The organism is Rhizobium sp. LjRoot30, from assembly GCF_964253915.1.
Lineage (GTDB): Bacteria > Pseudomonadota > Alphaproteobacteria > Rhizobiales > Rhizobiaceae > Metarhizobium.
The window spans coordinates 75,426-99,907 of the sequence record NZ_CAXUSG020000015.1 but is presented as its reverse complement, the minus strand read 5'-3'; the positions used below and the strand labels follow the sequence as shown (position 1 = coordinate 99,907).

General features: G+C 59.1%; 20 protein-coding genes and 1 tRNA gene. 7 read left to right on the top strand and 14 right to left on the bottom strand.

What is annotated here, in order from left to right:
• The 3 genes from ACSQ3I_RS23745 to ACSQ3I_RS23735 form a co-directional block, all read right to left on the bottom strand.
• Positions 1-151: recombinase family protein (locus tag ACSQ3I_RS23745; protein ID WP_436003041.1), on the bottom strand; the 151-nt coding region annotated here is incomplete at its 3' end.
• Positions 152-394: 243 nt separating this feature from the next.
• Positions 395-1,300: a hypothetical protein gene (locus tag ACSQ3I_RS23740; RefSeq protein ID WP_436003036.1), complete on the bottom strand. Its 906-nt coding sequence runs from the start codon at positions 1,298-1,300 to the stop codon at positions 395-397.
• Complete coding sequence (locus ACSQ3I_RS23735) at positions 1,300-2,337, bottom strand: hypothetical protein (RefSeq protein WP_436003035.1); 1,038 nt, start codon at positions 2,335-2,337, stop codon at positions 1,300-1,302. The genes ACSQ3I_RS23740 and ACSQ3I_RS23735 overlap by 1 nt, the downstream gene beginning before the upstream one ends.
• 363 nt (positions 2,338-2,700) lie before the next feature.
• On the opposite strand from ACSQ3I_RS23735, the gene ACSQ3I_RS23730 reads away from it, so the two are divergent.
• From ACSQ3I_RS23730 to ACSQ3I_RS23720, 3 genes are all read left to right on the top strand, one after another.
• On the top strand, positions 2,701-2,988 hold the full coding sequence (locus ACSQ3I_RS23730; protein WP_436003034.1) for a ribbon-helix-helix protein, CopG family: 288 nt from the start codon (positions 2,701-2,703) through the stop codon (positions 2,986-2,988).
• Positions 2,989-2,996: 8 nt separating this feature from the next.
• Positions 2,997-4,715: a hypothetical protein gene (locus tag ACSQ3I_RS23725; RefSeq protein ID WP_436003033.1), complete on the top strand. Its 1,719-nt coding sequence runs from the start codon at positions 2,997-2,999 to the stop codon at positions 4,713-4,715.
• A 1,071-nt stretch (positions 4,716-5,786) separates the two neighbouring features.
• The gene (locus ACSQ3I_RS23720) at positions 5,787-6,209 is read left to right on the top strand and encodes a hypothetical protein (protein WP_436003032.1); all 423 of its coding nucleotides are present in this window, start codon (positions 5,787-5,789) and stop codon (positions 6,207-6,209) included.
• 114 nt (positions 6,210-6,323) lie between these two features.
• Here the strand turns inward: ACSQ3I_RS23720 and ACSQ3I_RS23715 are convergent, their stop codons facing one another.
• Together ACSQ3I_RS23715 and ACSQ3I_RS23710 are read right to left on the bottom strand one after the other, a co-directional pair.
• Positions 6,324-7,316, bottom strand: a complete 993-nt coding sequence (locus ACSQ3I_RS23715) for a hypothetical protein (RefSeq protein ID WP_436003031.1) — start codon at positions 7,314-7,316, stop codon at positions 6,324-6,326.
• A gap of 93 nt (positions 7,317-7,409) precedes the next feature.
• On the bottom strand, positions 7,410-7,814 hold the full coding sequence (locus ACSQ3I_RS23710) for a hypothetical protein (protein WP_436003029.1): 405 nt from the start codon (positions 7,812-7,814) through the stop codon (positions 7,410-7,412).
• Between the two features lie 301 nt (positions 7,815-8,115).
• On the opposite strand from ACSQ3I_RS23710, the gene ACSQ3I_RS23705 reads away from it, so the two are divergent.
• A tRNA-Pro gene (locus ACSQ3I_RS23705) sits at positions 8,116-8,192 on the top strand.
• 103 nt (positions 8,193-8,295) lie between these two features.
• Here the strand turns inward: ACSQ3I_RS23705 and ACSQ3I_RS23700 are convergent.
• Positions 8,296-8,475, bottom strand: a complete 180-nt coding sequence (locus ACSQ3I_RS23700) for a hypothetical protein (protein ID WP_436003027.1) — start codon at positions 8,473-8,475, stop codon at positions 8,296-8,298.
• Between the two features lie 282 nt (positions 8,476-8,757).
• Here ACSQ3I_RS23700 and ACSQ3I_RS23695 point away from each other — a divergent pair, with 282 nt between their 5' ends.
• Positions 8,758-9,798, top strand: coding sequence for a LacI family DNA-binding transcriptional regulator (locus ACSQ3I_RS23695; RefSeq protein ID WP_436003025.1), 1,041 nt, complete (start codon positions 8,758-8,760; stop codon positions 9,796-9,798).
• 48 nt (positions 9,799-9,846) lie between these two features.
• Here the strand turns inward: ACSQ3I_RS23695 and cysN are convergent, their stop codons facing one another.
• Genes cysN through ACSQ3I_RS23680 form a run of 3 tightly spaced genes read right to left on the bottom strand, consistent with a single transcriptional unit; the run spans position 9,847 to position 13,093 of the window.
• Positions 9,847-11,337 (bottom strand): sulfate adenylyltransferase subunit CysN, encoded by a 1,491-nt coding sequence (gene cysN / locus ACSQ3I_RS23690; protein ID WP_436003023.1) that lies wholly within the window; start codon positions 11,335-11,337, stop codon positions 9,847-9,849.
• 1 nt (position 11,338) lies between these two features.
• A complete protein-coding gene (cysD, locus tag ACSQ3I_RS23685) occupies positions 11,339-12,292 on the bottom strand; it encodes a sulfate adenylyltransferase subunit CysD (RefSeq protein WP_436003021.1) in 954 nt (317 codons plus the stop codon).
• Positions 12,293-12,337: 45 nt separating this feature from the next.
• Positions 12,338-13,093 carry a phosphoadenylyl-sulfate reductase gene (locus tag ACSQ3I_RS23680; protein ID WP_436003019.1) on the bottom strand — a complete coding sequence of 252 codons (756 nt, stop codon included), beginning with the start codon at positions 13,091-13,093 and terminating at the stop codon, positions 12,338-12,340.
• A gap of 679 nt (positions 13,094-13,772) precedes the next feature.
• On the opposite strand from ACSQ3I_RS23680, the gene ACSQ3I_RS23675 reads away from it, so the two are divergent.
• Positions 13,773-16,976 (top strand): Ig-like domain-containing protein, encoded by a 3,204-nt coding sequence (locus ACSQ3I_RS23675; protein WP_436003017.1) that lies wholly within the window; start codon positions 13,773-13,775, stop codon positions 16,974-16,976.
• 148 nt (positions 16,977-17,124) lie between these two features.
• On the opposite strand, the gene betA is transcribed toward ACSQ3I_RS23675, so the two are convergent.
• The 5 genes from betA to ACSQ3I_RS23650 all read right to left on the bottom strand — a co-directional run bounded on the left by betA (position 17,125) and on the right by ACSQ3I_RS23650 (position 23,716).
• Positions 17,125-18,777: a choline dehydrogenase gene (gene betA / locus ACSQ3I_RS23670; protein WP_436003015.1), complete on the bottom strand. Its 1,653-nt coding sequence runs from the start codon at positions 18,775-18,777 to the stop codon at positions 17,125-17,127.
• A gap of 180 nt (positions 18,778-18,957) precedes the next feature.
• Positions 18,958-20,421 (bottom strand): betaine-aldehyde dehydrogenase, encoded by a 1,464-nt coding sequence (gene betB, locus ACSQ3I_RS23665; protein ID WP_436003013.1) that lies wholly within the window; start codon positions 20,419-20,421, stop codon positions 18,958-18,960.
• Between the two features lies 1 nt (position 20,422).
• Complete coding sequence (betC, locus tag ACSQ3I_RS23660) at positions 20,423-21,952, bottom strand: choline-sulfatase (RefSeq protein WP_436003011.1); 1,530 nt, start codon at positions 21,950-21,952, stop codon at positions 20,423-20,425.
• Positions 21,953-22,264: 312 nt separating this feature from the next.
• Positions 22,265-22,852 (bottom strand): transcriptional regulator BetI, encoded by a 588-nt coding sequence (betI, locus tag ACSQ3I_RS23655; RefSeq protein ID WP_436003009.1) that lies wholly within the window; start codon positions 22,850-22,852, stop codon positions 22,265-22,267.
• Between the two features lie 24 nt (positions 22,853-22,876).
• Positions 22,877-23,716, bottom strand: coding sequence for an alkaline phosphatase family protein (locus tag ACSQ3I_RS23650; protein WP_436003007.1), 840 nt, complete (start codon positions 23,714-23,716; stop codon positions 22,877-22,879).
• A 357-nt stretch (positions 23,717-24,073) separates the two neighbouring features.
• Here ACSQ3I_RS23650 and ACSQ3I_RS23645 point away from each other — a divergent pair, with 357 nt between their 5' ends.
• A complete protein-coding gene (locus ACSQ3I_RS23645) occupies positions 24,074-24,337 on the top strand; it encodes a ribbon-helix-helix domain-containing protein (protein ID WP_436003005.1) in 264 nt (87 codons plus the stop codon).
• Positions 24,338-24,482 lie beyond the last annotated feature (145 nt).

The window sequence follows — 24,482 nt, the reverse complement described above, 5'->3', positions numbered from 1 at the left end:
GACCGACACGATCATCTTTTTTCCCGGATGCCAAGTCCTGATAAATCATAGCTGGGCTCACTCCGGCTTCAATCAATGCATCTCTTTGAAGGTCCAGCGTCTGGCTGCCGTCCGCTTTCGAAACCCTCATATATCCCAATAGTTCGCCCATGCTGAAGTCCTTGTCACTTAAACGGTCGTTTATATGACAAAGTGTGGGCGAGGAGTTTGTGGGCGGCAAGCAGTCACTTATGCCGTAACTAATTCAATGATCCATAAACGTATCGCAGTCGCTTATTTCTCTATACCTGGTATGCAAGCCCCGGGTCCGACGGCTAGCAACAGTTCCGGTTAGGTATATTGACATCCGATGTCGCACAGTCATCTCGCGCAAAGGCTCGAAGGGGCTGCAACCTCAAGACGCTTTGGAGAGCTGCCATTTCGCGAAATCGACGAAAACATATGAGAACCAGTATAGAAGAACTGGCACCAGCAGGGCGAACAACGGCTCAGACCCGCCAATCCGAGGTAGGTTTATATTCGCTTGTAGGCCCTGGTTATGAAAGGTTCTGTTTCTAACGGTTGCCACAAAATGCCCAACATCTTTGAAGGGAATAGTGATCTTTCCATTAGCCTCATCAATAACCATCGTGGAGACTTCAGGAAGTATTATCGTCCTGAATTCAGACACTAGGTCCGTAGCAAATTCGTTTTCCAGTCCACTAAGTTCGAAATCCAGAGTGGCTTGAGAGAAATTGTCGTTCTGACTGGCATAGTGCTGTAAGAATTTCTTCAGCATAACCAACTCACTGGGGGACTTTTTGTCATCGTAGATGCTCGATAAAAAGCTATAGGCACTCCGAAAATCTCGTTCCCCGGACACATAAATTAGAGGGCAGGCCGCAGATATTCTCTCAAGTATCCGATATGTGTAGAGAAATGTTTCCGTATAGTTTTCCTTGTTCAGGGACTTCATGAGGTACAATAATTCTGAAAGTATATCTCTATAGAATCCTCTGTTTAATATGCTCGCCTTTCTAAATATGGAGCTAATCTCTGCCTCTTCAGGCTTCACTTCAAATATATATTCTAAAACTCTGTCCATATCGGCAGAAGATATGTCATCTCCTGGGTTGATGAAATTTCGATCACCGCCGTAAATTATTTCATCTGTCGCATCATTCCTGAGGTGAGCGGTACCGGACAATATTCTTATGATCTTTATGATTTCCGGGGGGTCATTTTCAATTAGAATTGAAGGACTACAGGAGATATCCTGAGGGTCAAACTTTTCAGTAATTTTGATCTTTGAGAGAATCATCAGTTTGCCGTCAGTTCGAAGAAAACTTCGGTGAGGTGGTCTTCAGGTGCATCCTTCAGTTCGCCCAGGTTTGCGATGAAGTGCAGGGAAAGTTCACGACGATACTTACCTACATTGACCTTTGAGGGGTTAATCGCCTGGAATGCAGCCTCGAATGCTAAAATACAGTTCTTAAAGTGCTGTGGTGTTAGCTCTGATAGTTCAGCAATTGATTTCTTTGCGCCTAATGTGAAGCCGATCAGGTTATTTTCATTTCTTAGCCAATCTTTTGCATCAGGTTCGACAGATACTCTGTCGACTTGGACAAGGACGTCCGTGAAACTCGTCTGCTCCGATGTGAGGCCAGACTCCATCACCTTGCCAACAAGAATTTCATCCAGTTTCTCTTCAATGAATCTAGAGTTCTGGTTGTTTGGGCCTCCCGTGAGGAATGCTAGGTAAGCCGAGGCGACATCCCCCATCCGAAAGCTTCCCTTCGGTGAGTTCTGTTCGGTTTCTTTTTCTTTGAGGATGACGATGTTGCTAAGTGCCCCGTCACCGATCATTTTCGTGATTAGATTCCCGGTCAACATTTCTACCTGATGCCTGACCGTCATCGGCTTTTGCCCGTTGTTGAGGGTAATCATACGGTAGAGAAGAAGGTCGTACTTCTCCGCAATAATGACGTTCAGGAAGATTGGTCGGGTTGGATCAAAGCCCTCCTCTTTGCTTGCTGCGTCCAATGTATTAAGGCGCTGCATACCATCCAGAACATAACCTTGGCCAATCTCGTTCTGAATGAAGTCGGATATTGTATGTATATTGGTCTCCGCAGACATTTCAACGTTGACAAACGCAAGTGTAATTGGCGGCATAATGCAGCCGCCTACTATGTCCTTCTTAAGTCTGTCGTAAAATTTTGGGCGCTGTATTTTTCGCTGTTCTTCGAAACGATCAATCAAAGGGAAAAAGCGCTGAAGGGCGTCCGCGTAAGTTGTGCGTCCACTTACAACAGCGCTTTTGATTACATCGTCACGCTTAACATCAAAAAGTTCCATGGGGTTCTCACAATTTAGGGTAGTGCTTTGTTTGCCCTATTAGGTGTTAATTGCCTCTAAATGGGCCCAGCGAGATCGATACAATTTTTCCGCGCCATCCACTTCTCGCCCTGGGACAGCCGTTCCCGGCAATATGGTCGTTTATCAGTACGGTTGCAATTGGGTAGTGCTGCCACCGACTGCGTATGGATGGGCCCAAGTCCGTCGCTAAAAATTTTTCTCGTTGGTGCTTGCCGCCGACATCTTTCCGGTCAAACCTTATCGTAGGCACAAAACTTCGAGGGGCCTTCGGCTGCCAGCCATGCGTCTGTGGACGCACCAGGCCAGGGGGCTTTGCCCCCGTGGACCCCCAGAGAGGTCGATATGACCAAGAGCGCAACCGTGAAAATTCGGATGTCCGATGCCGACAAGGTGCGGCTGGAGCTGTTTGCGGACGCAGCCGGGAAATCCGTCTCCGAGATTGTCCGTGCCGCGATAGATGAAACGACACGAGGCCGCGTCGCTGGGCATCAGCGCCGCGAGGCAATCGCCAAACTTCGTCGGTCCACAAATCGGATGCTGCAAGCCTTCGCGGCCAAACCAATCGACGTCGCGGCGCTGAAAGATATCGCGACGCAAGTGCGTAAGGACGCAAACAGGGTTTTGGCATGATCTGCGCTATGATCATCAAAGCTATCCGCTTTCGGACAAAATCGAGCGTTAACAGGCTGCTCAGTCATCTCCAGAACGGGGATGACAACCATGTTGTTGAATATGTGCGCGGCACGGCGACGGACGTAGCCGACATGCATCACGACGCTCTGACGAAGCGCAGCACCTACTCCATCCGTCATTGGATAATCGCCCCGCATGAGGCGACCTCACGGGCGCAGATGCACGAGGTCCTGAGGATGATTGCCGGAGAATTTGACTTCGACCCTGAGCGAGCGGTGATCATCGAACACCAGAAACCGCGTGCCACCCCAGACGCCCATTTCACTCACTGGCATGTACTTGTAGGCGAGATTGACCCCTGTTCCGGTAAGGTGCTGCGGTGTTCATTTGATCGCATCATCCACGAGCTTGTTGCGCGTTGGTCGGAGTTCAAATTTGGGCAACGTTTCGTGCAGGGGGCGCATACTAAATCCGTGATCGCTGGATTGCGTAAGCGTGGCGCTTCCGAAGTCGCCAAGGTTATCGAACGTGAACTTGGAAGAGCAGAGCCCCCATCAAGAGAAGCTTTCACCCATGCCCAACATCAGGCCAAGAAGCGAGCGGGAGCCGATGTCCCCGCTGTCAGACAGGCCGTGAAACAGGCCATGGCGACCGCGACCACAAGAGCGGAGCTGGAAGCCTCCTTGGCCGCTTCGTCCCTGCTGGTAGCGGCTGGGGACAAGTGCGACACTTGGATTGTGACTGACGAGCATGGGGAGTGCATCGGTTCCTTGGTGCGCCTGTCGGGGACCAGAAAAATAGAAATCGACAAAATAATGAGGGGAGCTAGCGATGAGCCAGCCAACGACAAAAGAGACAATCGAACAAGCGATTCTAGCCGAAGCGCGAGCTATTCGCCGCCTGCTGCAGCCGCAAAGCGACCAACTCGTAACCGGCCCCGAGACCCTCATTCGGATACAGGTCAAAATACTGGAAGCGCTAGAAAACGTATCGGGCCAAATAGAGCGTCTGAATCAGAAATTGGATTGCGCCACGCCATCGGCGGCAACTCCATAGGCTTGTTCACTGGCATCGCCAGGTACTCGGATCAGCTTTCCTTGCTTCTCGGTAAGGCCAACATGCTCGCCATGTCCGCAGAGGAACGCATCATCGCGGCCCTTTGGGAGATGGAGGAGCATGCTAGATTTGACTTCAACCGGAAAGTGCCTGTTTTCGAACAATCCGAAAAGACGGCTCGCCTTCTGGCCGAAGTCGCGGACCTAGAGGCAACAGTCGCTCAAAAATGGCACAAGCTCTTCGATGCCGAGCGGCGGTTAGACAAAGTCAGGCGGCCTAGGTGGTGGCACTACTTACTAGGGATAGGGTTTATTCTGGAACGCCAGCAACGGCACATAGCATCAGCAGTTCAGCAAGCGTCTGATGAATTGGAGCATTCCTGTTCAAATTTGGATGCGGTGAAATCAAAGCTCGTTCACCAGGAGGTTCACGACAAAGAGCAGCATGCGGCTCTCGTTCGGAGTATTGCCAAAAGTAAGGAGGCTGCTGGTCCGGTCCTTAGGCAAGTGGCTGTTGCGAACGAGATCATCCGTCAGCATCCAGCGATGGCATTCTGTGGCCTCGATTTCATTCTCGCCCGCGCTTGCACCAATGTTCGTGATCAGCAGCGGATCGAGGAAAAGGTGGAGAGCGACCTCAATAATGGTCGCTTCGGCTATGGACGATAAACCCGTTCACAGAAAGCAATCGGCGACGATAAATGTCTTGCGTTGTTGCCACAACTGTCTGTACGATTGTCATATTAGGTAAGCAGGTTTCACAAGGTTCTCAAGGGTTTTTGAGAGCGGAAAAGCCTAGCTGGGGCTCCTGGCGCCCCAGCCATACTATTATTTAAACAAAATCAATGTATTAGAGTGCTCTATCTTTCAGGCTGTTAGCACTAAAACCCTAGCATTGCGACTCGTTCCGCTATGAAACATAGTTGCAACGGTTGAGGTGTCTGAATGACGGTATATAGCAAAGACTTCACCGAGATAGCTCACTGTGGCGGACAGGCGACTTTTGTTGTCAGATGCGACAAAGAAGGGTTTCTAAGCATCGCCGCCGGATTTCGTGGATCAAGTCCCGGTCCGATGGTTATGATCGCTATTTATGCTGCCGTCCCTCAAGGGTTTCCAGTGTCAGATGTTAAGATGGGCGGTTTAGGTCAAGCCTTTGAGCCTCCATGTCCAGATGGATGCATTGCGGTCTTTCTAGGATCCGACTCTCACGGAAAATGGGGACACAGATGCCCACGATGTAGCGGTTATTATCGCAACGGGATACATCCGGCGATGTACCCCCTTACATGCCCTTATTGCGGCCTGCGCACCCAAGCCTTCCGTTTTCTTACTGAAGCGCATATCCGGTATGTCAAGCACTACATTTCGACCTACTACGAAGCTATTGATGCTGACCTCGAACCCGGCACTGAGACTGAGTTTGTAATAGACATGGACGCGATTGCTCGGTCTGAAGATAGCACCAATCGACCAGACTTCTATTACACCTCCGAGACACAGCAAACACGTTTTAATTGTATAAAATGTGACGAATTCAATGATATACGAGGGCTATACGGCTATTGTGCCTCATGTGGCTACCGGAACAACATTACGACTATCAACGAGATCTTTCGCAAGCTGAGAAGTGGGCTTACGGAGAAGTCCATTGCACCCGACGTGGTCGTGAGCCGGGCCGTATCAACGTTCGACGCTTCGTGTAGGGACATAGTCAACCAACTTACGAGGCGTGTACCTATGAAGCCCGCCAGAGTGAAAAGATTACGGCGCCTCGTTTTTCACGACATAAAAAGTCCAGCCTTCAACGAGGTCAAGGCAGCGTTTGAGGTGGATTTGCTGAAAGGTATCGACGGTCAAACAACAGATTTCTTGAACATGATGCTGGAACGACGCCACGTCTATGAGCATAATGGTGGCGTTGCGGATGATCGTTATGTCGAGAGAAGTGGCGACAACTTATGGCGAAGCGGCGACTTGATCCGGGAAACGGATCAGAATGCTCACAAATTGCTGAGTACGCTCCCAATCTTGGCTCAGAACCTTCAGGACGACTTCCATGAGATATTCCCACTCACCGCATGGCCTGTCCATTATTACGAAGAACGGATGGGCAAGCGCAAACAGTCGGCGTGGTTCGGTAAAGAGGAGCCAGCAACGTAAACCCGCCAAGTTTTCCCGGTCGGCCTGAAAATCACTGGCGAGGTCGCCGTTTCGCTGCCGCGGCTTAGCGTTGGGATGGAACAGGTCTAGGCGGCTGCTCTCCCAGGCCACCAATCACATCGGCGCCCCATGCACCGCATCAAGCACCGCGACCCCAACAATCGAGATACTTGAACCATCGGCAAATTCCAGCCGATAGTCCTTCTCGTACAACCCTTCGGCATAGATGGTGATGTTGCCACCAACCATGCTGACGCTGGTCTCGTGGTTGCTGACGATGTAATTCAGCACTGCGCGCGGATCGACCGTATTGAGATCGACGCTTTTCGGTTTCCAGGCGGGTGCGGCCTCGAAAACCAGGTCGTTCGATGCCGCCGGTTTCGGGAATGCCATCGCAAGCTCGTCGGCAGCCTGGGCATCATGGATCTTCACCACGGCCTGCAGTTCCAGCGAGGCGATGGATTGCGGCATGTCCGCCGGCAACACGTGGTCTGCCGCATGCGGCTGGTGCTGCGTTTCCATCGGCACGGAGGCGCCGCCATGGTCCTGCACCAGTTCCGCAACCTGGATCGTATCGTCGGGCGCAACGAAGGCGGTGTGGATCGCCTGTTCGACGGAGAGCGCCGCCTTGGCAATCATCTCCGCCGGCACGGCGGCAATGTGGTCGCCGAGGTCTGCAAATGTTTCGGGGGCGAGGGGGCGCCAGTCGGCGCCGGCATCGGTGAGGTGCAGGGTGGCAAGCGCGATGATGCCGGCCAGAAGCACGAACTGGTCGGAAAGAAAATCGCCGCGATGGAAACTGCCGGCGCGCAGCCGGTTGACCAGCCGGGCGATCAGTTCGGAAACGTTGCGCATCTTGACCGGCTGGGTGAAGGCCGGGCTGTCGGCCACCACGTCACCGTCGATCACGGCGACATGGGCGACCACCGCGCCGTTTTCCGGCCGGCAGAACACCACCCAGGGATCGCCTTCGTCCGTCGAGCCGTGGGTGATGTCGAGATGGAAGCCGGCCTGGATGAGGGCCGCCTCGACGCGGTAGAGCTGCGCGATCGGCTGCTCGCCCCGCCTGCGGGCATTCGGAAAAAACGGCTTTATCTCGGCTGTCATGGCGATGCTTCGGGCTGGAGGGCAGGGCGACTTGGAGCGCAACATCGGCGGTGGGTACCGCCGATCGCATCATGGATAATGAAAGGTTAAACCTTACTTATCGTCGCCGAGGAATTCGGCGCAATAGGACGGACCCTTGACGCCGGGGCGGTCGACGACCGTCTCGATGTTGCGGATCACATAGTCGGAACCGACGGTCAGCTTCACTTCGCAGCGCATGTAGACGGTCTTGGCCGGCGCGATACGCTTGCCCTTCTTGCCGTTTTCGCCTTCGGCAAACTGGGCCGGCACGCGCACCGTCTTGTAGCCGCCGCGCCAGACATAGGTGGTGCTGGAGCCGGTTTCGACGTCGGAGATCGGCGGGCCGTAGGCGGCAAAGAAGATGCCGGCCGGCTTGCCGTTCCAGCGGGCTTCGACAGGGTTGCTGGCAATGCCGGTCGTGGTGCAGCCGGCGAGAGCGAGCGCCAGCCCGGCCGCGGTGATCATGCGGAAATTCATCGTTTTTGTCCCTTGAACGTCGTCTCGGCGAATACCGTGGGAACCCAACAAAACCTTAAGGGATCCGGCGGTTTGTCCGGCCGTCGCTCTAACCCTAAACGTCAACAAAGAAAATCTGCTTTGCGCCCTTATCAGCAGAAATAGTTCGAGTGGGTCTTTGTTGCCATATGTCCGGCGGCTGCCGAAGCCCGCCAGGGCGTCCAAAAGAGACCCCTGTCATTTTTTCTTCAAACACGCGGACTTTTTTCCCGATGCCGCTTGTCTATCAAAAATAGCTGGTCTATAGAGGCGCCGCTGGTCACGGAGTGTAGCGCAGTCTGGTAGCGCACCACGTTCGGGACGTGGGGGTCGGAGGTTCGAATCCTCTCACTCCGACCAGCTTGAAACCCCGCTACGGCGGGGTTTTTCATTTGTCCCGGGTTTCTCGAAAATCGGTGTTCAGGATTGCCGGCCGTTGCGGCGGGCAGCGAAAGCCGCGACGTCAGCGGTAGAGATAGATCATCAATGGCGTCATCAGGCTGATGAAGGTCAACGTCCCGAAAACCCACAGCCCCGCTCCGTCGCCGGTGCGTTCCGATTTCCGGACGTGAATGTCCTCGTCCGGCAGTGGTTCGTCATGCCCGGGGAGAAAGATCTCTATCTTGGGTTTCGCCTTGTTCATCGCGTCCGTCTGCCGTGGTGACGGCAATATAAGTGTTCGGCGGATGCCGTGCCATACCGGCGCGGAAAATTCTCAACGCCGGGATGAGCGTCCCACCGGAACACCCCCGTCATTTGTCGTATCGACATTCATATTCTTTATTAGGAATATTATCATTAAATTCATCGGATTGATGATCCGACAGTGAGATCCGCGCAGGCGGAAGGGACGCGGTATCATTGCCAAAGACACGGCAAGCGGCTGCCATCAGGGCGGCTGCCAGCATGCAGTTAGGGGTGCCGTGTGAGTGTTAGACAGCGGCGTAGCCGCAGAGACAAGATAACGCTGATCGATGTCGCAAGACTGGTCGGCGTGAGTTCGATTACCGTATCGCGCGCCCTGCGCAATCCGGACAAGGTTTCCGCAAGCCTGCGCGAAAAAATCCTGAAAAGCGTCGAGGAACTGGGTTATGTGCCGGATTTTGCCGCGCGCACCCTGGCAAGCCGCGATAGCGACGTCATTGGCGTCGTGCTGCCGACGCTGTCCAATTTCGCGCTGATGTCGGTGATGCAGGGCATCGAGGAACGCATCCACGAGACGCGGTATCGGGTGCAATATGCCTATACGCGTTTCTTGGAGGGGACGGCGGTCTCGCAGATCAGGCTGTTCCTGGCGCAAAATCCCGCCGGCATGATCGTCACCGGCCTGTCGCCGAGCGCGGAGACCGGGGCCATCCTCAAGGGCGCCCATTGCCCAGTGCTGGAGGTCCTGGATATTTCCGAGCAGACCTATTCCAATCTCAGGGTCGGCATCGATACGCGCGCGGCGGCGCGGGTCGCTACCCGCCACATGCTGGAGCGCGGTTATCGTCGCTTTGCCGTGGTCGGCGGCCTCGATAGTCGCAGCCGGCTGAGGCATGCCGGTTATCACGATGTGATGCAGGCGGCGGGGCTCTACGATCCGGCGCTGGATATCGTCGAAAACGAGGCCACCAGCGCCGATCTCGGATGCCGGCTGTTGCGCCGCATCCTCGCCCATGTTCCCGATGCCGACGGCGCCTTCTGCCACAATGACGACGTGGCGCTGGGGATGATGTTCGAATGCCGCCGCCTCGGCATCGGCGTGCCGCAGCAATTCGGCTTGTGCGGCTTCAACGATCTCGATTTTGCCGCCGTCAGCGCGCCGACGCTGACCTCCGTGCAGGTGCCGCGTTACGATCTCGGCGTGCGCGCCGCCGACCTGATCATCCGCGCCATCGACAATCCGGGGTTCGAGCCGCTGTCAGTCGATGTCGGCTTCACCCTCGTCGAGCGGGAATCGACACTGGGGCGGTCGGCCGGCTGATATCGGGGACGGGGAAATGAAAAAGGGGCCGCTTGGCCCCTTTTTGCATCAGATGTCGCTGGCCGCGTTGGACCAGAGCTGGGCGGCCTCGGCGGCCGTCATGCGTTTCACCTCCGCCTCGTGGCGGCGGCTGGCGAAGAGTTCGCTGGCCATGATCTGGTCGGCAAGATCGGCCGGCAGCGACAGGATCACCCGGTTGCCCTCGCGGTGAATGCCGCCGACAGAAGGTGCGCGCTTGCCGGTGACCATGCCGCCCGCAACCGTGTTGTTGGTATCGGGATCGATGAGGATGAAGGCGCCGGTCGAGCGGTTCTGGTCGTAGGGATCGAAGATTGCCGCTTCATCGAAGGCCAGATGCACCTTGCCGATGCCGTTCATGGCGAGCGAATCCGTCGGGTTCCACGCACCGGTCTTCAGGTCGATCTGGCTCACCGGCTCGACGCTGACGCGCTGGCGGCGGGCACCGGACTTCAGCCAGTAGCGCTTGCCGGGCTGGATGCCTTCCGGCTGCAGCGCCACCAGGTTGGCGTCGAAGTTCAGGCCCACCTGCGGCTGGCCGTCGATGGAGGCGATGGTGTCGCCGCGGGCGACGTCCACCTGGCGGTCGAGCACCAGCGTGATGGCGTCGCCGGCGACGGCAGCGTTGCGCACCAGGTCGAAGGTGACGATCTGCGTGACGTTGGCGACGATGCCGGAGGGCAGGATGGCGACGGAATCGCCCGGCTTCACCGAGCCGCCGGCCACCGTTCCCTGATAGCCGCGAAAACTTTCGCCGGGGCGGGAAACACGCTGCACCGGCAGGCGGAAACCGACCGTCTGCGCCGAGCGCACGGTCGCCAGTTCCAGCGCTTCCACCAGCGTCGGGCCGTCATACCAGGGCATGGTCGCCTTGCCGTCATAGACGACATTCTCGCCCTTCAGCGCCGACATCGGGATGGCGGTGACCTGGCGGATGGACAGCGACAGGGCGATCTCGCGGAATTCGTGGGCGATGCGCTCGAAGCCGGCGCGGTCGTATTCGGTCAGGTCGATTTTGTTGACCGCCAGCACAAACTGCTTGATGCCCATCAGCGCCGCGATGGTCGCGTGCCGGCGGGTCTGTTCCAGGATGCCGGAGCGGGCATCGACCAGCAGCACGGCCAGATCCGCCGTCGAGGCGCCGGTTGCCATGTTGCGGGTATACTGCTCATGGCCGGGCGTATCGGCAACGATGAAGGAACGCTTGTCGGTGGCGAAATAGCGATAGGCGACGTCGATGGTGATGCCCTGTTCGCGCTCGGCCTGCAGGCCGTCGAGCAGCAGGGCGAAATCCGGCAGGCCGAGGTCGTTCTGCTTGCCGGAATCGCGGTGCAAGGTTGCCGCCTGGTCTTCCTTGACGGCCTTGGTATCCCAGAGCAACCGGCCGATCAGCGTCGACTTGCCGTCATCGACGCTGCCGCAGGTGATGAGGCGCAACGGCCGCGTATCGCGGACGGCCTTGGCCGGCTCGCTGGCCGGATGGGCCGAAACGGTGGCGGTGGCGGTAAGAGAAGCGCTCATCTCAGAAATATCCTTCACGTTTTTTCTTTTCCATCGAGCCGGACTGGTCGCGGTCGATGGCACGGCCCTGACGTTCGGAGACGGTGGCGATTTCGAGTTCGGCGATCACCTCGTCCAGCGTCGTCGCCTGGCTGCGGATGGCGCCGGTCAGCGGGAAGCAGCCGAGCGTGCGGAAACGGATCATGCCTTCCTGCTTCACCTCGCCGGGCAAAAGTTCCAGGCGCGGGTCTTCGGCGAGGATCATCATTCCGTCACGTTCGACGAACTTGCGGTTCTCGGCGTAATAGAGCGGTACCAGCGGGATGTCTTCCGCCTGGATGTAGCGCCAGATGTCGACTTCGGTCCAGTTGGACAGCGGGAAGGCGCGTACGCTTTCGCCTTTGCGGATCATGCCGTTGTAGATGTTCCAGAGTTCCGGGCGCTGGTTGCGCGGGTCCCAGCGGTGGTCCGGCGTGCGGAAGGAGTAGATGCGCTCCTTGGCGCGCGAGGCTTCTTCGTCGCGGCGCGCACCGCCGAAAGCGGCATCGAACTGGCCGGCATCAAGCGCCTGGCGCAGCGCTTCCGTCTTCATGATGTCGGTGTAGAGCGCCGAGCCGTGGGTGAACGGCGTGACGTTTTCGGCGGCACCGCGCGGATTGATATGCTCGATCAGGTCGAGATCGTATTCCTTGACGATCGCGTCGCGGAAGGCGATCATTTCCTTGAATTTCCAGCCGGTGTTGACGTGCAACAGCGGGAAGGGCACGCGGCCGGGATAAAAGGCCTTGCGGGCGAGATGCAGCAGCACGGACGAATCCTTGCCGATCGAATAGAGCATCACCGGACGCTCGAATTCGGCCGCCACTTCGCGGAAGATGTGAATCGCCTCGTTTTCCAGCGCCTTCAGGTGCGGGTCGAGCGGGGACTTGTTGCTTTTGGGGTTTTTCAGGTCTTGTTCCGGTCGGATATCGGACATTGAATCAGTCACTCCAGGAATTCGTGTACGGCATGGCCACCCGCCTCAGCGGGCCAGCGTCGATGCCTGCGGTATGGCGGAAGCGGCCTCTGCGACATGAAGGCCGCATTCGCGCTTCTCGTCGTTTTCCCACCACCAGCGGCCGGCGCGCTCGGGTTCGCCCGGCTTGATGGCGCGGGTGCAGGGTTCGCAGCCGATCGACGGATAACCGCGAGCGTGCAGCGGGTTGATCGGCACCGCCTCGGTGGCGACATAGGCGTTGATCGCCTCGATGTCCCAATCCGCCAGCGGATTGACCTTGATCAGACAGCGCTCCGAATCGTATTCGGCAAAAGGCGTCTCCGCCCGGTTGCCGGACTGGCCGCGGCGCAGGCCGGTGATCCAGATCGTCGCGCCTTCCAGCGCCCGGGCGAGCGGCTTCACCTTGCGCACGCCGCAACAGGCATGCCGGGCTTCGACGCTGTCGTAAAAGCCGTTCATGCCGTATTTGGCGGCATATGCGTCGATATCGGCCTGCTCCGGGTGGAAACGGCGGATCTGGATGTCGAAACGGTTTTCGGTCTCTTCGATCAGGGCAACGGTCTCGGGGAAAAGCCGGCCGGTTTCGAGCGTCACGACATCCACCGGCAGGCGGTGCGAGCCGATGGCGGCGGTAATGACCTGGTCCTCGATGCCGAGCGAGGTGGTGAACACCACGCGGCCGCCGAGGCTGGCCACGAGGGACAGTCGCTCGGCGAGATCCAGGCCGGCCAGCGTCTCATTGAGGGTCTGTGCGTCGGCAATGTTTTGAATGGCAGTCATCGGGAGGATATCCGGGTTCGATCTTGCCCGGAGTATCGCAGTTTGCGCTGCAGCAAGACAGAAAAACGGATTTCGAAACGAAGGCCGCAGGAGCAAATATCTCTCCGAACAGCAATCGCGGCAGAAAACCATGAGGCCTGCCGTCAATGCGCGTATGTCTACTAGATTTGTAGATTAACTGTCAACGGAGATGGGTGGAAAAATCCGATGAGGATCGATATCCGCCCCTCGGCAGCCTTCGGTGCGGTTATTTGACTATCAGTTCGTCGCGAATCCGGGTGAGGCGGTTATCGGTGACACGCATGCGGGCGAGATCACCCGAACCGGCAGGGCAGATCACCGATGCGGTCTTCTATGCCAACGGTTTCAGTTTTTTAAGCTTAGACCTTTTTTGGGGAAGTCTGTAACTTCGCTTGCCTGTTCAATAAATTTCACATAGTCATGCGGCACAATAAGATTGCCATAAATATATTCAAAGTATAATTTCATATTTTTAAATTCGAAAATTCTAATATCTATGTGTATGATGGTTATTTGCTCCGGTTGGTGAAAAATTGATTTGGTATTCCTATTCTGGAATTAACTAATTCTTAAATTTACGATTGATTAACCAGGTTGGCTTCCGATAGAGAGCCCTCACAACCCGCACTGAGGCGGGATTCGTAGAGGGAGTGCATTTATGGCGACTATCCAAGGTATCTATCTGGCACTGTTCGGCAGGCCGGCTGATCCTGCAGGTCTCGCTTTTTTCAATGGCGTGACGAACAATGGTGCGGACCTGTCCGGCATCAACAACCTCGCCGGCGAAAAGGAATATCTCGATCGCTTTACCGGCATGAGCGATACCCAGATCATCAACTCGATCTATCAGTCGCTGTTCGGCCGCGACGGTGAGCCCGCTGGCATCAGCTTTTGGGCTGAGAAGCTGGCGACGGGCGCCCTGAGCATCAACAACATTGCCATCGCCATTCTCGATGGCGCGCAGAATGCCGACAAGGCAACGATCGAAGCCAAGATCGCTGCGGCCAATCTCTTCACCACCCATCTCGATCTTCCCGCCGAGCAAAGCGCCTATGCAGGTGCGAGCAATATCGCGCTCGCCAAAGACTTTATCGCTGCCATCAATGCGGCGAAGGGCGCGACGGGCGAAGAAGTCGACGCCCTGATCCAGCGCATGCTGACCAGCGGTGGCCTGGAACCCGGTACGGGCGGCGGCGGCGGTGGTGGCGGCGGCGGTCCTGTCAACGTCCCGGCGACTTTCGTCGACAGCGCTGCGGTAACGATCAAGGCGAACGCTGCGGACCCGGTCAAGGGAGCTGTTACCGTCACCGACACCGACGGCGCCTCGACCTTCTCGACCAAGGATGGCGACATTGCCGGCAAGTACGGAACGTTCAGCTTCTCCTCGACCGATGCCAACGGCAGCTGGACCTATGTTCTCAGCGAAGCCGGCAAGAAGGCGCTGCTGTCGCTGAACAACGAACAGACCAGCAGCGACAGCATCACTGTGACCGCCACGGACGGCACGAAGCACACGATCTCCGTCGCTATCGACGGCGTCAACGAGGACCCGACCGTTTCCGGCGCCGTCACTGTCGAAACCAAACAGGGTGTTGCGCTGACAGCTGTCAATATCCTCTCCAATGTCAGCGATGTCGACGATGCGACGGTGTTCACGGTAAGCACGGCCGGCGCCTTCTCCGTCACTTCCGACGGCAAGCGTACCGGTACTGCCACGATCACCGCTGACGGCAAGCTTGATTTTACGCCGGGCGACGATTTCAAGACGCTGGCGGCCGACGCGACCGACAAGGTTACCGTCTCCTTCACCGTCACGGACGGCGACGGCGGTACCGTAGCCAGCACGGCTGAGATCACCGTCACCGGCATCAACGATGCCCCGACCGGCGCCGACAAGGCGATCGCTGTTCTTGAAGACGGCAGCTATACGCTTTCTGCTGCAGATTTCGGCTTCTCGGACATCGACGGCGGCACCCTTGCCGGCATCGTCATCACCTCGGTCTCCGGCGCCGGCTCCATTAAGCTCGGCGAAACCGTCATCACTGCCGATACGACGATTGCTGCTGCCAATCTCGGCAAGCTCGTCTTTACGCCGGCTGCCAATGGCAACGGTAGCGATTACGCCTCGTTCTCCTTCAAGGTGCAGGACAACGGCGGTACGGACAATGGCGGTGCGAACACTGCGGCTGCGGCGAACACCATCACCTTCAACGTGACTCCGGTCAACGATGCGCCGACGGGCACGGACGCCACGGCGGACATCAAGGAAGACCAGGCCTATACGTTCAAGACCGGCGACTTTGGTTTTTCGGACCCTTCGGATGCCGTTTCCAACGCTCTCAAGGCCGTGATCATCGGCTCGCTGCCTGCAGCTGGCACGCTGACACTTGACGGTGATCCTATCGCAGAGGGCGCCAGCATCTCCGCAGAGGACATCGTCGCCGGTAAGCTCGTCTTCACCCCGGCTGCCAACGCCAATGGCTCCGCTTATGCGAGTTTCGACTTCAAGGTGCAGGACAACGGCGGTACGGACAATGGCGGCCAGGATACGGCTGCTTCTTCCAACACCTTCACCTTCAACGTAGCGGCTCTCGATGATGCGCCGACCGGTGCGAACAAGACCGTTACCATCCTCGAGGACGGCAGCCACACCTTCGTGGCCTCCGATTTCCCGCTCACGGATGTCGATGCTCCGGCCCATGAACTGGCAGCCGTCATCATCCGTTCCCTGCCGGCGTTGGGTGCGCTGACGCTCGACGGCGCGGTTGTGACCGAAGGTGAGGAGATCGCTTTCGCAGACATCGGCAAGCTGAAGTATACACCCGTCGCCGACGCCAACGGCACGGCCTATTCCAGCTTCACCTTCAGCCTGAAGGACAGCGGGTCGTCGGCAGACGGCAACAGCAACACCGAAACCGGCACGCACACGGTGACCTTCAACGTCACGGCCGTCAACGACGCACCGGTGATTAGCGTCAGCGGCGACGTGGTGAAAAGCGTGACCGAGAACAATGTCGCCACGCCGATCGCCGACATCAATGTGACCGACAAGGATGCCGGAGATACGATCAAGTATGAGCTGGGCGGTACTGACGCGAAATATTTTACGATCAACAAGGACGGCATCCTGACACTCAATGCCAATGTCGATTTCGAAAAGCTTCCGGCAGACGATAAGGTGCTCGATGTCACAGTGACGGGCATCGACAGCGCTTCGGCGAAGTCGAACGTAGTGAAGTTCGCAGTCGCGATCACCGACGACCCGTCCGACAATCCGGATCCGAACGACAACGATGGCCAGGGATCCTCGGCCGACAATATCGTCGAAGGAAATGGTGGGAAAAACACAATTTACGGCGGTGCGGGCAAGGATGTCCTGTATGGCTACGGCAATGACGACAAGCTCTTCGGCGGCTCCGGCAACGATACGCTTTTCGGTGGCTCCGGTAACGATAAGCTCTACGGCGGCTCAGGAAATGATCACCTTCAGGGCGAATCCGGCCAGGACGATCTTTACGGCGGCCTGGGTAACGACGTCTTCTACTTCAAGGCTGGCGACAGCACGGTGTCCGAAACTGATGTCATCAGGGACTGGAACAAGGGTGACAAGATCGACCTCAGTGCCATCGACGCCAAGGAAAGCTGGTGGGATTGGGGTGTTTGGCGTGACACCGGTAAGCAGGATTTAGCCTTTGGCGGCCAGAACAGCAATCCGAGCTTCGGTCAGGTGACCTGGTACCAGGCGGATGGCAACACCTATGTCGTCGCAGACACAACCGTATTGGGCGACAGCGACGTCTCGCTGGTGATCAAGATCACCGGCAATGTGACACTGGCGGCTGACGACTTCATCTTGTCGTAATCGCATTACGTATCCCGGATCGGGCCGAAAGGCCCGGACGGAAAAGAAAACCCGCCGGCAGTCCCGGCGGGTTTTTTATTTGGGCATTGTATTTCAGCTTGGCGTGATCATCGTGCGACGGTCCTTGATAGCCAACCGTTCACCGGCTTCACCGGTCGCTGGTCTCCGCCCGCGGATTGCTCCACGGCTCCTGGTTGGAGCGGGGCAGGGGCTGCCTGCCGAGGATATGATCGGAGGCCTTTTCGCCGGTCATGATCGATGGGCCGTTGAGGTTGCCGTAGGTGACATGCGGGAAGATCGAGGAGTCGGCGACACGCAAGCCATCGACGCCGATGACGCGGCATTCCGGGTCGACCACGGCCATCGGGTCGTCCTTCGCGCCCATGCGGCAGGTGCCGCAGGGGTGGTAGGCGCTTTCCAGATGTTCGCGCAGGAAGGCGTCGATCTGCTCGTCGGTCCTGACCGCTTCGCCCGGCTGGATTTCCGGCCCGCGATAATCGTCGAACGCCTTCTGGCCGAAGATGTCGCGGGTCAGGCGCACGCAATGGCGGAATTTTTCCCAGTCTTCCGGATGGCTCATATAGTTGAAGCGAATGACGGGATCGGCCTTCGGGTCGGCCGAGCGCAGCGTGACGCTGCCGCGCGATTTCGACAGGTTATAGCCGACATGCACCTGGAAACCATGGCTCTTCGCCGCCGCCTTGCCGTCATAGCTGATGGCCACCGGCAGGAAGTGGTATTGGATGTCGGGCTGTTTCAGGCCCGGCGCCGAACGCAGGAAGGCACAGGCCTCGAACTGGTTTGAGGCGCCCAGCCCGCCCTTGGACAGCAGCCACTGCGCCCCCGCGACCCCCTGCCAGAACCACGGCAGCCAGGAATAAAGCGATACCGGCTTGGTCGAGACCTGCTGGAAATAGAATTCCATGTGGTCCTGGAGATTGGCGCCGACACCCGGCCGGTTGGCCTTCACCTCGATGCCCATGTCCTTCAGGTGCTGCGCCGGGCCGATGCCTGACAGCATCAGCAGTTTCGGCGAGTTGAACGAGGAGGCCGAGACGATCACCTCGCGGTTGGCCTTCACCACCTCGACCTTGCCGCCGCGCTCGATCTCGACGCCGACGGCACGGCCGTTCTCGATGACGATTTTCCGGGCGAAGCAGTGGATGAGCTGGACATTCGGCCGCTTCATCGCCGGGCGGAGATAGGCGTTGGCGGCCGACCAGCGCCGGCCGTTGTGGATCGTCTGTTCCATCAGCCCGAAACCTTCCTGCTTCGAGCCGTTGTAATCCTCCGTCGTCTCGAAACCGGCCTGCTTGCCGGCCTGGATGAAGGCGTGGAACAGCGGGTTCGTCACCGGCCCGCGCTGCACGTGCAGCGGGCCGTCTGTGCCGCGCCATCCTTCCTCGCCGCCATGGCTGTGTTCCATGCGCTTGAAGTAGGGCAGCACGTCGGCATAGGCCCAGCCGTTGGCGCCGAGTTCTTCCCAGCGATTGAAATCTTCCGCGTGGCCGCGGACATAGACCAGCCCGTTGATCGACGACGACCCGCCGATGACCTTTCCGCGCGGCGCGGTGATGCGGCGGTTGTTGAGGTTGGGCTCAGGCTCCGAGAGATAGCCCCAATTGTAGCGCTTCATGCTCATCGGCCAGGCCAGGGCTGCCGGCATCTGGATGAACGGCCCGAAATCCGAGCCGCCGAACTCCAGCACGATGACCGAGTGCTTGCCGTCCTCCGACAAGCGGTAAGCCATGGCCGAACCGGCCGAACCCGAACCGATGATGACGAAATCTGCGTTCTGCATGTTCTTGTTCTTTCCTGACAGATGAAGCATCGAATCCTTGACGCCACGGTGTGTCTTGCTCCCCCGTCGTCCTCGGCCTTGAGCCGAGGATCCACCGCGCCGGCGGCTGTGGATGGTCGGGTCAAGCCCGACCATGACGGCGGAGAGGTTTTCAGGGCGCGAAGGAAGCGCCGCGAAACCTCAATACGGCGCCTGAACCGGCCCGGTGGCGACGTAGACCGTCTTCAGCTCGCTGTAGTGATCGAGCGCGGCGGCGGAGTTTTCGCGGCCGAAGCCGGATTGTTTCGAGCCGCCGAAGGGGATCTCCACCGGGCAGAGATTGTAGGTGTTGATCCACAGCGTGCCGGCTTCCAGCCGGTCGACGACGCGGTGGGCGCGGGAAATGTCGGCGGTGAAGACGCCGCCGGACAGGCCGAATTCGGTGGCGTTGGCGCGGGCGATCACCTCCGCCTCGTCGTCGAAATCGAGCACGCACATGACGGGGCCGAAGATTTCCTCGCGGGCGATGGTCATCGTGTCGGTGACGTCGGCAAAGACGGTCGGCTGCACGTAATACCCTTCGCCGGCGACATTGTTGGGAATGCCGCCGCCGGTCAGCAGCGTCGCGCCCTCGGCCTTGCCCTTCTCGATATAGGCAAGCACCTTTTCGCGCTGCGCCCAGGAAACCATCGGTCCGAGTTGCGTCGCCTCGTCCATCGGATCGCCGATGAGGATCGCCTCGGTGCGGGCCTTCAGCCGCTCGAGGAAGGTCTGCTTGATTTTCTTCTGTACGAAGACGCGCGTGCCGTTGGAGCACACCTGTCCCGTCGAGTAAAAATTGCCGAGCATGGCGCCGCCGATGGCGGAATCGATGTCGGCATCGTCAAAGACGATCAGCGGCGACTTGCCGCCGAGTTCCATGGTGACATGCTTCAGCTGGCCGGCGGCGGCGGCGGCCACCTTGCGGCCGGTCGGCACCGAACCGGTCAGCGATACCTTGGCGACGTCGGGGTGGTTGACGAGCAGCGGCCCGGTGTCGCGATCGCCCTGGATGACGTTGTAGAGCCCCTTCGGCAGCCCGGCCTCGATCAGGATCTCGGCGATCTTCAGGGCGCCGAGCGGGGTGTTTTCCGAGGGCTTGAAGATCATCGCATTGCCGGCGATCAGGGCCGGCGCGCCCTTCCAGCAGGCGATCTGCTGCGGATAGTTCCAGGCGCCGATGCCGACGCAGATGCCGAGCGGCACGCGCTTGGTATAGGCAAAATCGCCGCCGAGCGGGATGTAGTCGCCGTTCAGCGCCGTCGCCGCGATGCCGCCGAAGAACTCGAAACTGTCGGCGCCGGACGTCGGGTCGGCGACGATGGTCTCCTGGATCGGCTTGCCGGTGTCCAGCGTTTCAAGCTCCGAGAGTTCGCGGTTGCGCTCGCGCATGATCTCGGCGGCGCGCTTGAGGATGCGGCCGCGCGCCGTCGGGCTCATCGCCGCCCATTCCGGCTGGGCGCGCTTGGCGGCGGCGATCGCCTTGTCGATGATGGCGGGCGTGGCCGCATGCAGGCGGGCGATGACTTCGCCGGTCGCCGGATACAGGCTTTCGAAGACGGTGCCTTCGGCGTCCTCGACATATTCGCCGTCGATGAAGTGCGAGGCTCTGGGTTGGGCTTTCATCTTATTCTCCTCGCGGATAACGTTTTGATTCTTCAAGGATATTGAGATCCATATGGTTGCGCATGTAGCGCTCGGAGGCACGCGCCAGCGGCTGGTGGTCCCAAGGGTAATAGGCGCCGTTCCTCAGCGCCTCGTAGACCACCCAGCGCCGCGCCTGGCTTTCGCGCACGGCGGCGTCGAAACGCGCCATGTCCCAGCGGGCGTCGCGCCTGGCGCGGAAATGCGCGAGCGTTTCGGCATGGGCGGGATCGGCAGCGAGATTGCTCACCTCCAGCGGATCGGCGTCGAGGTCGAACAGCTGCTCGGGGTCGAGTTCGCAGTGGATGTATTTCCACTTGCCCTCGCGGATGCCGACCAGCGGCGCGTAGGACGCCTCGGCGGCATATTCCATCAGCACCGGTTCGGTGCGGACCACGCCGTTCATCATCGGCACCAGGCTCATGCCGTCCGTCCACGGCTTGACTTCGTCCAGCGAAATGCCGGCGAGGTCGGCCAGCGTCGGCGTCACGTCGAGGTTGGAGGTCGGCACCGTGTGCAGGCCGGGCGCGATGCCGGGACCGGCGATCATCAGCGGCACGCGGGCCGACCCCTCGAAGAAATTCATCTTGAACCACAATCCGCGCTCGCCCAGCATGTCGCCGTGGTCGGAGCAAAACAGGATGAAGGTGTTGTCCAGCATCCGCGTCCGGGTCAGCGTGTCGACCAGCTCGCCGATCTTGTCGTCGAGATAGGAGATGTTGGCGAAATAGGCCTGGCGCGAACGGCGGATGTCGTTCTCGGTCACCGTGGCGTTCTGGTAGTCGCAGGAATGGATGATGCGTAACGAATGCGGGTCCTGTTTCTCGTCCGGCAGCATGCCCACCTGGGGCAGCAGGTGCTCGCAGTCCTCGTAGAGATCCCAGTATTTCCGCCGCGCCACATAGGGGTCGTGCGGATGGGTGAAGGAGACGGTCAGGCACCAGGGGCGGCGGCCCTGGTCGTCGTTTTCGCGGGAGAGGTGGTACAGCTTCTGGTTGGCGAGGAAGGCGACTTCGTCGTCATATTCCATCTGGTTGGTGATCTCGGCGACGCCGGCGCCGGTGACGGAACCGAGATTGTGATACCACCAGTCGATGCGCTCGCCGGGCTTGCGGTAATCCGGCGTCCAGCCGAAATCGGCGGGATAGATGTCGGTGGTCAGCCGCTCCTCGAAGCCGTGCAGCTGGTCGGGGCCGACGAAATGCATCTTGCCGGACAGCGCGGTGTAATAGCCGGCGCGGCGCAGGTGATGGGCATAGGTCGGGATCGACGAGACATATTCGGCGGCGTTGTCGTAGACCTGCGTGCGGCTCGGCAGCTGGCCGGCCATGAACGAGGCGCGGGCAGGCGCGCAGAGCGGCGACGAGGTGTAGTTGTTGCGGAAGCGCGCCGAGCGGGCGGCCAGCGCCTTCATGTGCGGCGCATGCAAGAAGTCGGCCGGGCCGTCGGGAAAGAACTTTCCGTTGAGCTGGTCGACCATGACGATCAGTATATTCGGCTTGTTGTGGCTCAACGGGGTGTTCCCTGGTTATTGTATTGGTTTAGTTTTATTTTTGTGAGTGGGGTTGCCCCTCACCCTAACCCTCTCCCCGCAGGCGGGGAGAGGGGACTTGCCTCGCTCGACGTTGAGGATGGTGGAGAGGGTGCGGCATACCCCCTTCTCCCCCGCGGGGAGAAGGTCGCGGCAGCGGGATGAGGGGGTACCACGCGTGAAGGTCTTGCCGAATATCGGCCCCCTCATCCGACCCTTCGGGCCACCTTCTCCCCGCGGGGGAGAAGGGGAAAGAGGCGCCGTCGCGCCACAGGCGGAAGTCTTGCAATTCCCTCATCCCCCCACCCCCCGAAGCTGCATCGCCAGGTAATCCTCGGTCATCGCCACCGAGGCCTCGATGCTGATCGGTGCGGATTTCAGGCTCTGGCGGATGTAGAGCCCGTCGATCATCGCCGCGAGACCTTCTGCGATGCGTTCGGCGTCGGCGCGCGGGCAGAGATCGAGCAGGCTGGCCACGAGGTTGGAATGCAGCCGCCGGCTGTAGAGCACCAGGAGCCGTCGTGTCTCCTCCGAGCGCTGCGCCTCGACGTAGAAGGCGAGCCAGGCGGCGATGGTCTCCGGGCTGAACTGATCGGCCTGGAAACTGATGCGGATGACGGCCGAAAGCCTGTCCCGCGGCGAGGTGGCCCCGCGCAACGCCGCGACGGCATCGGCGCGCAGCTGCCGCAAAAGGCTGCGGATCGTCTCGATCACCAGCCGGTCCTTGGAGCCGAAATAATGATGCGCCAGCGCCGCCGAAACGCCGGCCTGCCGGGCGATCTCCGACATGGTCACATCCAGCGAGCCGTGGTCGCCGATGGCGCGCAACGCGGCGTCCGTCAGCGCCTTGCGGCGAATGGGCTCCATTCCGACTTTCGGCATCGTCTCGTCCGTCTCCTCTTGGTGTCAGCGCAGGAAGGCGCTGGCCTTCATGCTGTCCGGCACCGGCACGCCGAGGCGGGACAGCACGGTCGGTGCCAGCTGCAGCTGGTCGAGCAGCGTGTCTTCCGGCGGACCTTCGCCGCCGCCGAACCAGTAGAAGGCGAAATCCTGCATCTCGTCGTCGTGGCCGCCATGGTGGCCGCGATTGGTCTGGCCATGGTCGGCGGTGACGATCACCTCGTAGCCGTTCTTGCGCCAGCGCGGCAGGAAGGCGGCCAGCTGCGCATCGATGACGAAGCAGGCGCCGTCCATCTGGCCGCAGTCATGGCCAAAACGATGGCCCATGCTGTCCAGCGTGCAGGTGTGCAGGATGCCGTAGTCGATGGAAAAACGCTCGGTCAGCCGCGTCAGTGTCGCGAACAGGTCGACGTCGGACGGCGTCATCTGGTTCTGGTGGTTGTAGCCGCTCATGGTGTGGAAGCGGCCGTGATGGATCGGCCCTTCCGGCTCGTCGTATTCGATGTCGCGCACCATGTCGAAAGGCCAGCGCTGGAAGAACATCGACCAGAAGGAATGCGTCACCGCGCCCGTCTTGCCACCGGCCTTGGCCACCTCGGAAAAGATGTCCGGCTGGGCAACACGGAACAGTGTCTCGTTGGAGAGCACACCATGCACCTGCGGCGAAACGCCGGTGTGGATCGAGGCATAGCAGGAGGCCGAGGTGGAGGGCAGCACGGACCGCATCTTCCACACGCGCGCCTCGCCGGATTGCACCCAGCCCTCGAGATTGCCCATCAGCCGGCGAGCGTTGCGCCAGGGCTGGCCGTCGAGAATGATCAGCAGAAGTTTGTTGCGAAGGGCCATCGGGGCGATCCGTCCTGTGTTTTGGTCCGTGCAGAATGGCTGCAGTCTATTTTTGATTGACGCGCCAATCAATAAAAAACGCGACATTTTTTCGCCAAAACCGCGTGCTCTTTCTTTGGTCAACTGCGTGGGAATTCGGCAGCTGCACACTTGTCGGGCGCCCATTCAGCCCCATCTTTTTGACAGGCGCACGAAGAAGGACTAGATTCGCGTTGCTGGCGTGCTGCGTGCGAGGACTATCGAAGCGGCGTTATCGGTTCCCGCAGGCAGCGACAGGGCATCGGCCGGGTCCATTGAGGGATCGGGTACAGCGTATCCTGGTGATCACCCCGTGCGACGAAACGAGGGAGAAAACGCATGCCAATCGTCAATGCTACCGTTCCGCCCCAACTTGCTGCTGCCATCCAGGCTGCCGTCGATGACGGTACTTATGCGTCCGAAAGCGACGTCGTGCGCGAGGCGCTGAAGTTGTGGAGCGAAACACGCCGCGGCGCACCGCGTTTCGGCGAGGAAAAAATGCGGGAAGCGAGTTCCCGCCGTGAATGGCTGGAAAGCGAAAGGGTGTGTGTCGCAGACCTTTTCAGCGCCCATCTGCACCGCTTGCCCACGGCGGCGTGCTGAGGCCGCGCCTTGGCGGCAAGCCTTTGAAAAAGAAAATGAATACATCCTGAGCGGGAGTTGCTGGACAGGCCTCCCGCCGATCATCAAACATTCATGCAAGTTTCACATTGGCAAAAGGTTTTGTTGACCTTTTGCCGGGAATCCT